14 protein-coding genes are annotated in these 15340 nt (G+C 51.1%); 4 read left to right on the top strand and 10 right to left on the bottom strand.

Features of this window, described 5'->3' with window-relative positions; genetic code table 11:
* Positions 1–3: 3 nt before the first annotated feature.
* Genes EVJ20_RS12075 through rbsB form a run of 3 tightly spaced genes read left to right on the top strand, consistent with a single transcriptional unit; the run spans position 4 to position 3383 of the window.
* A complete protein-coding gene (locus EVJ20_RS12075; protein ID WP_131508309.1) occupies positions 4–1482 on the top strand; it encodes a sugar ABC transporter ATP-binding protein in 1479 nt (492 codons plus the stop codon).
* A gap of 1 nt (position 1483) precedes the next feature.
* Positions 1484–2449 carry an ABC transporter permease subunit gene (locus tag EVJ20_RS12070; protein ID WP_070329454.1) on the top strand — a complete coding sequence of 322 codons (966 nt, stop codon included), beginning with the start codon at positions 1484–1486 and terminating at the stop codon, positions 2447–2449.
* 22 nt (positions 2450–2471) lie between these two features.
* The gene (gene rbsB / locus EVJ20_RS12065) at positions 2472–3383 is read left to right on the top strand and encodes a ribose ABC transporter substrate-binding protein RbsB (protein ID WP_131488947.1); all 912 of its coding nucleotides are present in this window, start codon (positions 2472–2474) and stop codon (positions 3381–3383) included.
* Between the two features lie 40 nt (positions 3384–3423).
* Here rbsB and EVJ20_RS12060 read toward each other — a convergent pair whose 3' ends face one another.
* Complete coding sequence (locus tag EVJ20_RS12060) at positions 3424–4821, bottom strand: 6-phospho-beta-glucosidase (protein ID WP_131464785.1); 1398 nt, start codon at positions 4819–4821, stop codon at positions 3424–3426.
* A gap of 204 nt (positions 4822–5025) precedes the next feature.
* On the opposite strand from EVJ20_RS12060, the gene EVJ20_RS12055 reads away from it, so the two are divergent.
* Positions 5026–5910, top strand: coding sequence for a MurR/RpiR family transcriptional regulator (locus EVJ20_RS12055; protein ID WP_131508307.1), 885 nt, complete (start codon positions 5026–5028; stop codon positions 5908–5910).
* Here EVJ20_RS12055 and EVJ20_RS12050 read toward each other — a convergent pair.
* The 9 genes from EVJ20_RS12050 to EVJ20_RS12010 all read right to left on the bottom strand — a co-directional run bounded on the left by EVJ20_RS12050 (position 5903) and on the right by EVJ20_RS12010 (position 15262).
* A complete protein-coding gene (locus EVJ20_RS12050) occupies positions 5903–8431 on the bottom strand; it encodes a YfhO family protein (RefSeq protein ID WP_131464781.1) in 2529 nt (842 codons plus the stop codon). The two genes, EVJ20_RS12055 and EVJ20_RS12050, sit on opposite strands and share 8 nt — an antisense overlap.
* Entirely contained in the window at positions 8428–8739 is a 312-nt protein-coding gene (locus EVJ20_RS12045) for a GtrA family protein (protein ID WP_328591042.1), read from the bottom strand. Before EVJ20_RS12045 ends, EVJ20_RS12050 begins: the two co-directional genes overlap by 4 nt.
* A 25-nt stretch (positions 8740–8764) precedes the next feature.
* Complete coding sequence (locus tag EVJ20_RS12040) at positions 8765–9751, bottom strand: glycosyltransferase family 2 protein (RefSeq protein ID WP_131439439.1); 987 nt, start codon at positions 9749–9751, stop codon at positions 8765–8767.
* A 132-nt stretch (positions 9752–9883) separates the two neighbouring features.
* Positions 9884–10510, bottom strand: a complete 627-nt coding sequence (kynB, locus tag EVJ20_RS12035) for an arylformamidase (protein ID WP_131508305.1) — start codon at positions 10508–10510, stop codon at positions 9884–9886.
* Between the two features lie 12 nt (positions 10511–10522).
* The gene (gene kynA / locus EVJ20_RS12030) at positions 10523–11362 is read right to left on the bottom strand and encodes a tryptophan 2,3-dioxygenase (protein ID WP_131464779.1); all 840 of its coding nucleotides are present in this window, start codon (positions 11360–11362) and stop codon (positions 10523–10525) included.
* Positions 11363–11373: 11 nt separating this feature from the next.
* Positions 11374–12651, bottom strand: coding sequence for a kynureninase (gene kynU, locus EVJ20_RS12025; RefSeq protein WP_131464777.1), 1278 nt, complete (start codon positions 12649–12651; stop codon positions 11374–11376).
* 64 nt (positions 12652–12715) lie between these two features.
* Entirely contained in the window at positions 12716–13414 is a 699-nt protein-coding gene (locus EVJ20_RS12020) for a DUF3169 family protein (RefSeq protein WP_070329444.1), read from the bottom strand.
* A complete protein-coding gene (locus EVJ20_RS12015) occupies positions 13411–13617 on the bottom strand; it encodes a helix-turn-helix transcriptional regulator (protein WP_070329478.1) in 207 nt (68 codons plus the stop codon). The genes EVJ20_RS12020 and EVJ20_RS12015 overlap by 4 nt, the downstream gene beginning before the upstream one ends.
* Before the next feature lie 130 nt (positions 13618–13747).
* Entirely contained in the window at positions 13748–15262 is a 1515-nt protein-coding gene (locus EVJ20_RS12010) for a BCCT family transporter (protein WP_131508303.1), read from the bottom strand.
* Positions 15263–15340: the final 78 nt, after the last annotated feature.

Raw genomic sequence — 15340 nt, 5'->3', positions numbered from 1 at the left:
TCGATGCACATCCAGTTGAAACGCATCCATAAGTCTTTCGGTCCGGTGAGTGTATTGAGAGGTGTGGACTTTGAATTGTTGCCTGGTGAAATTCACGCGTTGATGGGTGAGAACGGGGCCGGCAAATCAACGCTTATGAAAGTGATGACCGGACTTCACGCGCAAGACGAAGGGGAGGTCCAAATCGATGGTGCCGTGCGGCAGTTCAAACATCCGAAAGAAGCCGAACGAGCCGGCATCGCCTTCATCCATCAAGAGTTGAATATTTTGCCGGAATTGACGGTGATGGAAAACTTGTTCCTCGGTCGGGAGTTGACCGGTCCGTTCGGTGTCATCAAGCAACAAGAGATGAAGCGTCGCGCCCGAGAATATTTGGCCGAGCTGAACGTATTCATGGAAGTCGATGAGCTTGCTAAAAACTTGTCCGTCGGTCAACAACAGATGATTGAGATCGCGAAAGCGCTCATGACAGACGCGAAAGTCATCGTCATGGACGAACCGACGGCCGCCTTGACCGACCGTGAGATTCGGGCGTTGTTCTCGGTATCGCGTGCATTACGTGACCAAGGCGTGTCCATCATTTATATCTCCCATCGGATGGAAGAAATTTTTGAACTGTGTGACCGCATCACCGTTCTCCGTGATGGGGTGTCGATCGGGACGCATCCTATCGCCGAGACGTCATTTGAAGAAATCGTCAAAGAGATGGTCGGACGCGAGATCGGGGAACGTTACCCGGACCGGACCGCCACGATTGGCGACGTCGTCCTCGAAGTTGATAGTTTGATAGGTAACCGGTTCCACAACGTCTCGTTCGATGTACGGGCGGGTGAAATCGTCGGTTTCTCAGGATTGATGGGAGCCGGTCGGACCGAGGTGATGCGCGCCTTGTTCGGCGCCGACCGCACAAGAGGCGGTGTCGTCAAACTGAATGGAAAAGAAATAAAGATCAGACGGCCGGCTGATGCGATTCGTCACGGTATCGCGTTTTTGACAGAAGACCGAAAAGGCGAAGGGTTGCTCCTTGACTTCTCGTTACGAGAAAACTTGTCGCTACCAACGCTCGATAAACGGGCGAAGGGAACAATCATCTCGAGACAAGACGAGGAGCGCTTCGCGGACGGTTATTTGAAGAAGCTGCGTGTCAAACATCATTCGATGGAACAAAAAGTGAAGTCGCTTTCTGGCGGGAACCAACAAAAAGTCGTTCTAGGCAAGTGGCTTGGCGTCGAACCAGATGTGCTCATCCTCGACGAACCGACACGAGGAGTCGATGTCGGGGCGAAAAAAGAAATTTACACGATTATGAGTGAATTGGCAGAGGCAGGTGTCGCAATCATCATGGTATCTTCGGATTTACCCGAGGTGCTCGGGATGAGTGATCGAATCGTCGTCATGCGAGAAGGCATCGTCACAGGGACGTTAGCAAAAGACGAGGCGACGCAAGAAAAAGTCATGACATATGCGACAGGAGGACAATGATATGGAATTGAAAGCAACGGCTGCGCTAGGGCGACCGCAAAAGCTCGGATGGGGGCAAAAACTCGGTCCACTGTTCGGATTACTTGCTATCATCGTTGTGGTGACGGCTCTCGAACCAGGATTTCTCTCGTTGAACAACATCTTTAACGTCTTGCGGCAAGTTTCCATCAACGCCTTGATTGCGTTCGGGATGACGTTCGTCATTTTGACAGGCGGAATTGATTTATCAGTCGGGTCGATTCTCGCGCTCTCTTCGGCGTTCGTCGCCGGGATGATGGTCGATGGTCAACACGCTGTCATGGCGATCGCGCTCGGTTTGATTGCGGGTGCCGTGCTCGGTGCGTTTAACGGAGCCGTCATCACATACGGGAAAGTCGCGCCGTTCATCGCGACGCTGGCGACGATGACCATCTACCGAGGGCTGACGCTCGTATACACGGATGGCCGGCCAATCACCGGTTTAGGGGACTCGACTTGGTTTGAAATGTTAGGGCGCGGCTACTTATGGATTATTCCGGTGCCGGCGGTCACGATGTTGATTGCGTTCGGCATACTCTACTTCATCTTGAAAAAAACGACGTTCGGCCGCCATACGTATGCGATTGGCGGTAATGAGGAAGCCTCTAAACTGATGGGGATTGGCGTCAACAAAGTCAAAGTGATGATTTACTCGTTGTCAGGCATGTTGGCAGCGTTAGCAGGAATCATTTTAACGTCACGCCTCAATTCGGCACAGCCGACGGCAGGTACTTCATACGAGCTTGATGCGATTGCGGCTGTTGTTCTCGGGGGAACAAGTTTAGCCGGGGGACGTGGTTGGATTGTCGGAACATTGATTGGCGCTCTAATTATCGGCACGTTGAATAACGGCTTGAATCTTCTCGGCGTCTCGTCGTTCTTCCAACTCGTCGTCAAAGGGGCCGTCATCTTATTTGCGGTGCTACTTGATCGCAAACAAAATGCGTAATCATCGAAAGGGGAAACAGAAGATGAAAAAATGGACAGCTTGGCTACTCGTACTGACAATGGTCATGATGGCGGCTTGTTCGACGGAACAACCGGGAACAAGTTCGGAACAAGAACCAAAAGATGGGGACTTTAAGATCGGACTCTCCATCTCTACATTGAACAACCCGTTCTTCGTTGCTTTGAAAGATGGAGCTGAAGAAGAGGCGAAGCAACTCGATGCGACACTCACTGTGGCTGACGCACAAAACGATGCGGCGAAACAAGTGAGCGACGTCGAAGATATGATTCAAAAAGGCATGGATTTGATTTTGATTAACCCGACGGATTCCGAAGCGGTCGGAGCCGCTGTTCAAAGCGCGAACGATGCTGGTATCCCTGTCATCACGGTCGACCGGAACGCAGAATCGGGAGAAGTCGTCGCCCACGTCGCGTCAGACAACGCAGCTGGCGGGAAGCTCGCTGGTGAGTACATGGTTGAACTCGTCGGTGAAGGCGGGAAAGTCGTTGAATTAGAAGGTATTCCAGGAGCATCGGCCACACGCGATCGCGGTCAAGGCTTCAACGAGGCAATCGATGGAAAACTCGACGTCGTGGCCAAACAATCGGCAAACTTTGACCGGGCCCAAGGCTTAACGGTCATGGAAAACATTCTCCAAGACAATAAAGATATCGTCGCGGTGTTCGCGCACAATGACGAAATGGCACTCGGTGCGGTCCAAGCGTTGAGCAGTGCCGGATTGAGCGATGTCAAAGTCATCGGTTTCGATGCGACGGATGACGCGGTCAAGGCTGTTGAAGACGGAACGATGGCCGCAACGGTGGCGCAAAAACCGACAGAGATCGGAAAACTCGGTGTCGAAGCAGCCGTCAACTACTTGAAAGGTGAGACCGTGGAAGAAAACATTCCGGTCGACCTTGAACTCATCAAATAAGGCAACAGCCGGTACGTCCATGGGACGCACCGGCTGTTTTTTATGATTGTGTGATCGGGCGGAGCGCTTGAACGACTTCGTCTCTGATCGTAACACCGCTCGCTTCTAGTTCGGCGATTTTGTCAGCGAACTGAGGCAGATGAGCTTTATGGGCGATGAGTAGTTCATCAAGCACCCGTTTCGCGGTCTCGCCGCTCGGGATGAGCGGATTGATGATGAACGCTTGAAGAGCAAGTCCGTAATTCCCAGTCACAGCTGCTTCTTCGACGCACAGTTCCATGTTTTTCATGACTTGGAGCCAACCTTTTTCGGCTGGTGCGAGTGAACCGAAGGCGATCGGTTTCGCGCCGTTAGCACCAATATAGGCGGACACTTCGACGACGTCGTCGGGAGCAAGGTCGGGGACAGCACCGTTATTTTTCGTCGAGACGACGATGTGTGTGTTTTTATTCGCATAGATTGAGGCGATCGTCTCACAAGCCGCGTCCGAGTAGTGGGCGCCGCCCCGCTTCGACAGTTGCTCCGGCTTATGGTCGAGGTGCGGATCTTTATACAGTTCGAACAGCTCGGCTTCCGTCTGTTTCACTTGTTCGGCCCGTGTCCCGACAGCCGGATCTCGGTACTCCTCGAGCATGTGGGCGAGCATCTCCTCGGCGCGATAATAGTAACGGTGATAGCCGCACGGGATCATATTCATCTGATGCAGCTGCTCTTTGAAGAACGGCATGTCGTGGATATTGGCCGGGATGCCGGAATTACCATCGTACATCTTGTCGATGATATCGCGCGTCACATCACGACCAGTCACGTCATGCACGCGGTGCCAGTGGAAGTGATTCAATCCGGCGAAAGAGTAAATCAAGTCTCCCGGTTTCTTGCCGATCAGTTCCGGTTCGGCCATCATCGCGTTGACCGGGACGTTGCAAAGTCCGATGACTTTGTCCCACTTCCCGTAACGAATGATGGCGTCGGTCACCATACCGCTCGGGTTCGTGAAGTTGACGAGCCAGGCGTTCGGACAGAGCTGTTTCATATCTTCGACGATGTCGAGAATGACAGGAATGGTCCGGAACGCCTTCAAAATGCCGCCGGCCCCATTCGTCTCTTGCCCAACCATGCCGTAGGAGAGCGGAATGCGTTCGTCTTTGATCCGGGCGTCGAGCAAGCCGACGCGGAACTGGGTCGTGACGAAGTCGGCGCCTTGTAACGCTTCCCGCCGGTCGAGTGTGAGATGCACGGTGACGTCATAAGGTGAAGCGTCCCACATGCGTTGGGCCATCTGTCCGACAATCTCGAGCTTCTCTTTTCCCGCTTCGATATCGACGAGCCAAATCTCGCGGATCGGCAACTCTTCGTAACGTTTGATGAATCCTTCCATCAATTCTGGCGTGTAGCTGCTGCCGCCGCCGATCGTGACGAGTTTGATTCCGGTTGTCATTTCAATCTCCTCCTCATATAGTTCACAAAAAATTGAGCGGTGTGTAAATAGAATTGACTGCTTGATGTATTTTCTCATGTCCATTTCAGTATAGAATATAGAGAAATGAATACAATAGATTTACAGACAACTCCGAAAGCGTTTACAAAACAAAACAAAAAAAGAATGATTTTTGTGAATTTCATTCACGAGAGGAGACTAGATATGTTGTTGACCGAAAAGCTGAAACAAGATTTGTTCTCGCCGTCGGAACGAGGTGTCATCGATTATTTGTTCGCCGAACGCGAGCATATCCATGACCAAACGATGAAGCAGATTGCCGAAGCGACGTACACGCATCCATCGATACTAAGTCGAATTGCCACGAAATTAGATTTTTCAGGTTGGCTTGATTTGAAAATACAATTTTTAGAAGAAATTGAGTACTTGAACCGTCATTTTTCTAACATCGATGCCAACTATCCGTTCGCGGACGGGGATAGTTTGATGATTGTGGCGAACAAGATGGCGACGCTCAAACAGATGACAATCGAGGATACGCTATCTTTATTAGATCATGAGGCGTTCGAGCAAGCCGTGACGATGTTACATGAGGCCAGGCATATTAAAGTCTTTTCAATCATTCATAACTTGCTGCTCTGCCACGACTTCAAGTCCAAAATGAATCGCATTGGCAAGCAAGTCACACTTTGTGAGGTGGACGCCGAGTTCGAGGCAGCGAACTCGGATGAAACGACGTGCGCGCTCCTCATCTCCTATACAGGTGAGAGTGATTATACGGTCGGCCTCATTCCTTATTTGAAGAGCCGCCGGGTGCCGGTGCTCGCGCTTACGAGCCTCGGCGAGAACGCCATCTCGCATGAGGCGGACTGCACGCTCCGTTTGACGACGCGCGAGCGTCTCTACTCGAAAATCGGCAGTTTCACCTCGAACGACTCGATCCATTGTCTGCTCGATTTCTTATACGCCGGTGTGTTTGCGAAAGACTATGAGGAACATCTTAAATATAAGATTCAAATTTCAAAACGGTTCGATCATCGGAAAAGTTCGAGCGAAATCATGCAAGAAAAAGAGCATCCGTTCACGTGAACGGATGCTCTTTGCGGCGTAGATACAGAAGATAACCGACGAACAAGGCGAGACCAAGCAGGGTCATCGCAGTCGTGACGATGAAGAACGGCGGACGATACGTCAACGCGACCTCGTTTCGACCTTCGTCGAGAGCGATGGCGCTGAACGCGTAGTTCGCTTGCAAGACGTCGCGTCGCTCTCCGTTCACAGTTGCCTTCCACCCTCGTTCATACGGAACAGAGAGGACGGCATATGTCCCTTCGGTTGCGTCTTCAACCGTGAAGTCGATGTCAGGTCCGTCCCAAACGACCGGAATATCCGGGATAGAAGCCGATTCTTCAAGGGCGTCTTCGAGTGTCGCATAATCTTCCCACTCGATCGTCACGTCTTCAAGTACATACGTTCCTTCCGGTAGACGGAGCGGTACGTTTTTCTTGAGAGGTGTCCGGAGCGTCATCGAAGTGAGATTGGTCCGATAAATCGACGCTTCTGGTTTTCGAGTCGTCCGGTAATTCCCAAGCCGGATGAAGAAACCATCACCTTCAAGCTTGCGAATCTTGAACGAGACGTACAAATCACCCGTCGCCGAGTCTGGGACGTCCAGAATAAAGTCGACTCCGCCTTCTTCAGCGGTGACTTGGAGTGTCTCATCTTCCCATACCGCATTGACAGGCTCACTCACAAACGTAATCGTTTGCGCTGGGGACGGTGTTGCGGTTCCCTGTTCTAAGATGACACCCGACAGCATCGCTTGCTCACGCGTCAACATCGAGACATCTTTAAGCGCTTCACGATTGTACGTGTTTGATGTCGTCCGGACGAACGGCAAGCGGGTCTCGCTCTCATAAACGGCGTAACGTTCTGTTTCGGCAAGCAGTTGGAAGCCGTACGGTGCCTCGCTCGCGATTGTTTTATCACGCATCCAATAAGGAGTCGACAGCACATGATGTAAATTCGAACGGTTGCCGAGTGTCCCGTAACGGCTGACACTTTCCCGTCTCATATCAATTTCAAGGTCGCTCCAATAGAATGTGAGCAAATGTCCGTTCAAAATACTCGAGTATAGGCTCGTCCCAAGGAACGACTGGACGATTGGTGTATTGTTTCGCAACGGTATCATCCAGTCCACGCGTTCGAGCGGACCGGCTTTTTCACGGACGACGTCGATGAGTTCCCGTTGTTCAGCGCTATTGTACTGCTCACTCGTGACGAACGTCTCGTTCGTGTTGACGATCGCCATATCGTGAAGTACCAACTTCGTGTAACCGTTGAACACGATGAGACAAGACGCGATGATGAGGTACGGAGCCAACAATGGTTTAAGCCAAAACGATAAGACGGTTAAAATCATGAGGACAAACATACCGAACACGATTGGCCATGGCGCGTTACCGAATAGCCCAAAACCGAGATAAGCCAAAACGGTTACAACTGCTGTCTTGAAAAATGATGTTTTTTCGAAGCGCCAATGCGTCAAGCCGACAGCAACCATGCCGCCGATCGTGAAGCTCGCCAAATACTCCCAGCGATATTGCGGTGCCGAGAAGCCGTTGAAGAAGCTACCGACGTGCGGACTGAAATGGAGTAGGGTCAACAGTAGACTCATGCTCGCAAACAATCGGAACGTGACGTGACGGTAGAGCGGACGATAAAGAGCGAACAGTAGGAAGACGGCCGGTAGGATCAGCAGATTGCTATCGTATAACAAATTGTCGAGCTGAATCCAACGAAGCTCATGCTCGAGCGATGGTCGCTCATTTTGCAAAAAGCCATAAGTCGCCGGAATGAACGCAAACGAACTCAGAAGTAGGGCAATGACGCCAGATCCGCTATAGAGCAACCATTGCTGTTTACGACTGACCTGATCTTCGGGTAGGTGAATGAATTGTCGGAACAAGACATAGACGAGAACGAAGACTAAATTGATGTAGGCAAAGTAAAAGTTATTGATCAGCATGATGGCACTAACAACAATAAAGAAGTCGGCGCGACCGTTTCGGATGATGCGTTCGAGACCGATGACAAGGAGCGGGACCCACAAAAAGCCGTCCGCAAAAAACTCCCAAAACGTCACGTGACGGATGTACATGACCGACACACCATAAATGACGGCACCGACGAAAGCGTGGAGTGTGCGGACGTTAAACAACTGATACGCATAAGTCGCGAACACGATGACGACAGCGAGCCGGATGACGCTCACAATCAAGGCGAGACGCAACCACATGTCCAAGTCAGGTGTGACGAGTCCGAGCACATCAAATAAGGAAACGACGGCGACCGAGAGCCAAAATACGACTGACGTCGAAAAGTAGTAAGCGAGTTGTGTGAGGATACCGCCGCCGAAGCCGAAGTCCTCGGCATAGACGAGATTCCCTTTATGGAACGTTTCGTAAAGGAAATGCTTGAACGGGACCATTTGCGATAAGCCGTCATTCGGTCCGGCGATGAAGCCACCCTGTGATTGATAGTAGATGAAAAAAGCGTGGGCGATGGTCGACACGAGCAACGCAACACTGATGAGTTTGAACTGTCTCATATTGTCGATTGCTCACGTTTCAAAATTTTACTCGTGACGATGAACGTCGCCGGCACAGCGATAAAGATGGCAAACAACGGGGCAAACGTCGTCGAGACGTTCAGTTGTTCGACGAGCAAATAAATACACACCGTCGTGACTGTGAAGTTGACGACTTGCGTCAACGGAAACTGCAAAAATTTCCGTAGCGTCGGTTTGACTTTGAACGTGAAATAACTGTTCAAAAAGAAAGAGGCGATCATGCTGAGCGTGAATGCCACCACATGAGAGACCCCATAGCTGGTGTTCCATAGATGATGAAACAACATATAAATCAAATAGTAGTTAAGAGTATTAATTCCCCCAATGGCGACGAATCTTATAAACTCGGCCTTTCTCTTGTTCATTCGCACTCTTCCTTTGTATGTTAGTTTCTTGAATCAAGTAGGCCGGACGGCGTTTCGTCTCAAAATAGATGCGACCGACGTACTCACCGATGATCCCGAGGCTGACGAGCTGGATTCCACCAAGTAACAGGATGGCTGAGATGAGCGTGAAATAGCCTGGTGTGTCGATACCGTCTTGAATGATGTCAAACAGTGTCAACAGAATATAGAGCATCGACAGTAGTAAAATCAATACGCCTGAGTAAAAGCAAAAGCGCAGCGGTTTCGAATTGAAAGAGATCAACCCGTCGACACCGTAATTGAATAGTTGGCTAAACGACCATTTTGTCTCGCCGTTTTGACGGAGCACATTTTGATAAGTAATCGTCTTTTGTTCCATGCCAATCCACGAGAATAAGCCTTTTGAGAACCGTTGATGCTCGTTCATTCGTAAGAGAGCGTCGACAGCCTCGCGGCTTAGCAGGCGGAAGTCACCGACACCGTCCTCGAGTTCGACGTCGACAATTTTGTTGATAAGCTTGTAATACGTCCGAGAGGCCAGTTTTCGAGTCCTGCTTTCGCCGGCTCGGTCGCGCTTGGCGATGACTTGATCAAATCCTTGCTCGAAACCGGCAACCATGTCCGGAATCAGGGACGGCGGATGCTGTAAATCGGTATCCATCAAGATCGTCGCATCCCCCGTCGCGTGTTGTAACCCGGCCAGGATGGCTGCTTCCTTCCCGAAATTTCGCGAGAATGAGATGTAACGCACTTCAGGATGACGCTTAGCCAAATATTTAATTACATCAAGTGTACGATCCGAACTTGCATCATTCACGAATAAGATTTCATAAGAATAAGGAGTGCCGTCAAACTGTTCATGGATGGCGTCGAAGATGAGAGGAATGTTTTTTTCTTCGTTATAGGCAGGTAATACCATAGAAATCGTCTTCATACAAAAACACTCCTTTCTACACACTTCCGATGATTATCCATTCCCGAACAGTTGCAAACTCAAGCGTCAATGGTTCCTTTCACATAAAACAAAAACATCCACACCGTCAAAATGGAGTGGATGTAAGATCAGTTAGTCAATCGAGCGAAGCAATGCGCGCACCGGGCTACCGTCACCTTCCACGATTGGAAGCGGGACGGCGTTCAATTCGTAATCCCCGGGCACAATCGCATCGAGGACGAGCCCTTCGAGGATGTGGACGCCGTTCCGCGCGAGCGCGTGGTGGGCGTCCATGTCTTTACTGTCGATGGCGTCGACCGATGGCAGGTCGAGACCAATCAAATAAATACCGAGCTGTCCCAACCGATCGGCGAGGGATGGCGTCAGTTCCGGGATTTGGCTTGGAAATTCAGCTTTGTTCGGCCATCCGTCCGTCTTCAGGATGAGGCGCTCGACACCGGTCAAGTCGAATCCGTCCAAATCACTTGCTTCAATCTTTTGTCGCCCGGGCAAATGAATGACCCGGACCGGTCCGATGTAGAGCCCGGGGTCGAGGTCGATCACCCGCTTGCCGGCATCGTCGAAATGGAACGGGGCGTCAATATGTGTGCCTGTATGTAGACTCATCGTCACTTTGCCGACGTTGACGGAGCCACTGTCCGCCATCGGCCAAGCGATCTCGTAGTTGAACTTTGTGTCGCCCGGCCATGTCGTGATCGAGTCGTCGAGCGGCTGTGATACGTCAATCCATTGTGTCATCGTTATGTCTCCTCACAATTTTGTCCGGACGGTCCATAGTTCAGGGAAGAAACGGTGGTCGAGGACGCGGCGCAAGTAGTTCACGCCGGACGATCCACCCGTGCCCATTTTTTGACCGATGATCCGTTCGACCGTGCTCATATGATTGAAACGCCACATCTGTTGTTGGTTGCCGATGTCGAGCAACTTCTCTCCGAGTTCATACAAGTCCCAGTACGTGTTGACGTCCCGGTACACGGCGGCCCAAGCGTTCTCGACGCTCTCGTTCCACTCCCAGTCCTGCGTCACGTCCCGGTCGAGCACGTCCGCGTCGATATGCAGTCCGCGGCGGTGCATCTCACGGGCGGTCACGTCATAGATGCTCGGTGCTTGGAGTGATGCCTCGAGGAGCGGATAGAGTGCCTCGTCATGGGCATAGACACTGAGCGTCCGTGCGTTTTTAAAGCCGAGCGCGAATTCAATCTGGCGGTTCTGGTACGATTGGAAACCAGATGACGAGCCGAGCTCGTCACGGAACTCTAAATATTCGGCCGGTGTGAGCGTCGCGAGGACGCTCCACGATTGGATGAGCTGTTGTTGGATTTTCGAGACGCGGGCGAGCATTTTGAACGATCGTTCGAGCTCACCCGTTTCAATGGCGGTCACGGCCGCAGTCAACTCATGCAAGATCAACTTCATCCACAGCTCACTCGTCTGGTGGATGATGATGAACAGCATCTCGTCGTGGTGGTCCGACAGGCGATGTTGACTCGATAAGATCGGGTCGAGCTGTAAATAGTCGCCATACGACATGTCTTTTGAAAAGTCAGTTTGAATCGATTGCTCGACTTTATGTTCGATACGTTCACTCATCGTTAATCTCCTTAAGCTACGACTTCACGGACGTTCTCGAACGCCTCGTATTCTTTATTGTCCATTATTTCTTTCAAGATCATGACGACGTCGTACACGTCGGTGAACGTGTTGTAGAGCGCGACCGGTGCGAGGCGGATGATGTTCGGCGCTCGGAAATCAGGAATGACACGGTGTTGTTTGAGCGCTTTACAGATACGAGCCGCTTCCGGATGCTCGAGGCTCAAGTGGGCACCGCGACGTTTTTCATCGCGCGGGCTGCCGATGACGAAGCCGTGCGGTGCGAGCAGTTCATCGATCAATTCGGTCATATACGTCGTTAAAGCGAGCGACTTGTCACGAATCGCTTCCATGCCGACCTCATTGAACATCTCGAGCGCGCCGAGTTGTGGCGCGAGGCTCATGACGTGCGGTGTCCCGATTTGGAACGCACCGGCATGTTCAGCCGGTGTCATCGTGTGGTCCATGTCGAACTGCTTGTCTTTTCGTGATCCGAACCAACCGGCAAGACCTGGCGTCGTCCCGAAATGACGCTCGTGGACGAACAGCCCACCGACACTTCCCGGTCCGCCGTTCAAATGCTTGTAGTTGCACCAGTAGGCGAAGTCGACGCCCCAATCATGAAACGCGTGCGGGATGGCGCCGACCGAGTGGCATGCATCAAAGCCAATCAATATGTCGCGTTCGTGTGCGGCTTTGGCGAGACGGGCCATATCAAGAATCTGACCGCTCCGGTATAACACCGTCGGCAAGACGATGAGCGCGATATCGTCGGTCATGGCGGCGATGATATCATCCTCATTTAAATAACGACCGTCACGACTCGGCACTTGGACGAGATGTTCGGCCGGATCGAGGTCGCGTAGCAAGAGTTGGCTTTGGAGTGCGTAAATGTCCGACGGGAACGTCAGCGCATCGGCGAGAATCTTCGTCCGTTTGCCGACCGGTTTAAAGAACGTGGCGGCGAGCTGATGCAAGTTGACGGTCGTCGATCCGGTGACCATGACTTCATTGGTGCTCGCACCGATGAGCGGCGCGTTGAGTGCGGCCAGCTCTTCTGACAGATTGAACCACGGATGGCGCCCCGACATCCAGCCGTCGATTCCGAGTTCTTTCCAATCACTGAGCGATTCGAGCAACGTCTTCTCGGCTCGTTTCGATAACAGACCGAGCGAATTCCCGTCCATGTAGATCCCGTCCTGCGGCAAGTAAAACTCTCCCCGGTAGCGTGCGAGTGGGTCGCTTGCGTCTCGCGTCTCCGCATAACCGCGTGTGAAATCTTGAACCATCATGTATCCCCCTTAAATGTGTCGTTCAATTCTGTCAAAAGCGTAGCAAACCGCAAAGGTAGCGTCAATTTTTGGAGCGGATGATGTGTATATATTGAACGTTTGTAAATACCATAATCAATGTTACGACAAAAATTGAAAACAATTGTGAATCCCCCGTCACAATCGAATAGACGAGCAACAAAATAATCGCAAATGTCATAAGCGAGGTCGTCGAGATGTTTGTCTTGTACAAGCCTTGCAACATGACATGTTTCTCACCGTCATCGGAGAGGTCGAGCAATCGCTGTGCATAATCCGGATCTGACAGTTTTGGGAGGGAACGCTCTGGATACATGATTGGTAATAATGTGTTCAATGAATAGGTAAGGATTGAGCCCACCGCTAACGAGAGCAAAGTCGCGATGAGAAACGATGGCGATTGATCGGTCAATAAAATAAAGCTAGCCGAGGTGAGACTGAGGATAATCGTCAACGAGGATGCGAGCGAACCGTCACTATAGGCTTGATACATGTATCCCTCGGCCTCATCTTCTTCATCGCCGGTCAAAGGCTGTTTCGTCAGGCGACGTATACGTTGAACGCGGCTAAAACCCCAAGCAATCAGTCCGAGTAGCGAAAGAAGCAATAGCAATGTTAAAGGGAAGACAAGCTTTGTCAAATCGACTTGAATTGTTTCGTTGTTTAAATAGACATACATGAAGGTGTAACCGACCACTCCGCCGAGAAACATCTGCAGACCAAATTTGAACCATGATTTCATTGTAATTCCTCCTCGTCAAATTGAAATACTTCTTCAATGGGTTCCTCAAACACACGTGCGATTTTCACGGCAATCAATAAAGATGGCATGAATTCTTCACGTTCAATTAAACTGACGGTTTGACGTGAGATGTGAGCCCGCTTGGCAAGTTCAGTCTGATTCATGCCAAATCGAGCGCGGAGTTCTTTCAATTTTGTTTTCATAATCTTCACCTCGTTAAGGTTAATGTACACGATTATAATCAAAATGACAACTATAATAGTCAATATGAAATGTTTCATTGTCATTCATCACAAAAACCCTTTACACATTTAGAAGGTAAAGGGTAAGTGGCTATTTAATTTTTTTAAGGTTTTCTTGACGCAATAAGCTGAACAGCGTGTACACCATCAAGATTAGAATGATCGTGAACGGCAGGGCCGAGATCAAGGAAGCGGTCTGTAGCCCTTCGAGTCCGCTCGCGATGAGCAGGACAGCGGCGATGCCACCTAGCAAGATGCCCCAGACGATGCGAACGGAAAGCGGCGGGTTCAAGCTTCCGTTCGTTGTCATGCTGCTGATGATGTACGTCGCCGAGTCGGCCGACGTGATCAAGAACGTGAGAATCAATAAAATCGACAAGATAGACAGGATGAAACTGAACGGCAGCTCGGCGAACGTGACGAACAAGGCGCTCGTGACGTCCGCGTCGACTGCCTGGGCGATCGATGTCCCTTCAAACAAGTCGAGATGAAGGGCGGTCCCGCCGAACACGGCAATCCACATGAGCGCGATGAACGGTGGTACGACGAGAACACCGACGATGAATTCGCGAATCGTACGGCCTCGTGAAACACGAGCGACGAACGCTCCGACGAATGGCGACCAGGCGATGGCCCATGCCCAGTAGAAAATCGTCCAGTCCCGTACCCACGTCCCTTGTTGATAAGGTTGGAGACGGAGACTATAGCGGATAAAGTTTTGCAAATAGTCGCCAAGCCCGAGCGTGAACGTCTCTAAGATGAAGATGGTCGGACCGGCGAAGAAGACGAACACCATCAATACGAGTGCCGTTCCAAGGTTGATGTTACTGAGCCATTTGATCCCGCGATCGAGACCGGTCGTCGTCGACGTCAAGAACAAGGCGGTCAATACGACGATGATGAGGACTTGGACGAGTGCCGTGTTCGGCAACCCGAAGACGCTATTCAGTCCGCCATTGATTTGCAGGACGCCGAGCCCGAGCGACGTCGCGACACCCATGACCGTCGCGATGACGGCAAAAATGTCGATTGTTTGGTTGAGCGGTTGTTTGTAAGGCCGCTCTTTGATGAGCGGAGATAAACTTGTCGAAATCCGTCCATCTGTGTTCCGGCGAAACTGGAAGTAGGCGATGATCAATCCGACGATGGCGAAGACGGACCATTGACTGACGCCCCAGTGAAAGAACGAATAGGCCATGGCGAGTCGGGCTCCCTCGACTGTCAGTTCAGTCGTATCCGCATATGGGGGCGTGATGAAGTGACTCATCGGTTCAGCGACGCCCCAAAAGACGAGCCCGACCCCAAAACCAGCTGAAAATAACATTCCGATCCAAGTGAAGAACGGGTATTGTGGTCGGTCGCTGTCTGCCCCGAGACGAATCTTTCCGTACTTGCTGAAAGCGAGGAAGATTAAGAAGAGGACGAAAAAGAAGACGGCGAGTAAGTAGAACCAACCGAACGACCGGGTCGTGAAGTTGAAGATACTGCCGGCGATGTCAGCAAATAATGTCGGGCGAATCGCACCGAATAAGACGAGCAGGGCAATGATGCTCGCAGAGATGTAAAACACACGATTCAAACGCGGCTTTCCAGGTGAGATGTTCATAAAGAACTCCTTTCCGAACGGACAAATATTATTGAGAACTAATAATAAATTCCCTATTTTTGAAAGTGGGAAACCGGA

The sequence above is a fragment of the Exiguobacterium sp. SH0S1 genome, from assembly GCF_004337165.1.
Classification (GTDB): domain Bacteria; phylum Bacillota; class Bacilli; order Exiguobacteriales; family Exiguobacteriaceae; genus Exiguobacterium; species Exiguobacterium aurantiacum_A.
This window is presented reverse-complemented; position numbering and strand designations above follow the sequence as displayed.

Bases quoted from the DNA above. Each gene is read 5' to 3' on its own strand.
- EVJ20_RS12045 (WP_328591042.1), bottom strand. From the start codon at position 8,739: ATGTTGTTTCATCATCTATGGAACACCAGCTATGGGGTCTCTCATGTG.
- EVJ20_RS12015 (WP_070329478.1), bottom strand. From the start codon at position 13,617: ATGAAAACAAAATTGAAAGAACTCCGCGCTCGATTTGGCATGAATCAG.
- EVJ20_RS12075 (WP_131508309.1), top strand. From the start codon at position 4: ATGCACATCCAGTTGAAACGCATCCATAAGTCTTTCGGTCCGGTGAGT.
- kynU (WP_131464777.1), bottom strand. From the start codon at position 12,651: ATGGTTCAAGATTTCACACGCGGTTATGCGGAGACGCGAGACGCAAGC.
- EVJ20_RS12010 (WP_131508303.1), bottom strand. From the start codon at position 15,262: ATGAACATCTCACCTGGAAAGCCGCGTTTGAATCGTGTGTTTTACATC.
- EVJ20_RS12050 (WP_131464781.1), bottom strand. From the start codon at position 8,431: ATGAGACAGTTCAAACTCATCAGTGTTGCGTTGCTCGTGTCGACCATC.
- rbsB (WP_131488947.1), top strand. From the start codon at position 2,472: ATGAAAAAATGGACAGCTTGGCTACTCGTACTGACAATGGTCATGATG.
- EVJ20_RS12040 (WP_131439439.1), bottom strand. From the start codon at position 9,751: ATGAAGACGATTTCTATGGTATTACCTGCCTATAACGAAGAAAAAAAC.
- kynA (WP_131464779.1), bottom strand. From the start codon at position 11,362: ATGAGTGAACGTATCGAACATAAAGTCGAGCAATCGATTCAAACTGAC.
- EVJ20_RS12060 (WP_131464785.1), bottom strand. From the start codon at position 4,821: ATGACAACCGGAATCAAACTCGTCACGATCGGCGGCGGCAGCAGCTAC.
- EVJ20_RS12055 (WP_131508307.1), top strand. From the start codon at position 5,026: ATGTTGTTGACCGAAAAGCTGAAACAAGATTTGTTCTCGCCGTCGGAA.
- EVJ20_RS12070 (WP_070329454.1), top strand. From the start codon at position 1,484: ATGGAATTGAAAGCAACGGCTGCGCTAGGGCGACCGCAAAAGCTCGGA.
- kynB (WP_131508305.1), bottom strand. From the start codon at position 10,510: ATGACACAATGGATTGACGTATCACAGCCGCTCGACGACTCGATCACG.
- EVJ20_RS12020 (WP_070329444.1), bottom strand. From the start codon at position 13,414: ATGAAATCATGGTTCAAATTTGGTCTGCAGATGTTTCTCGGCGGAGTG.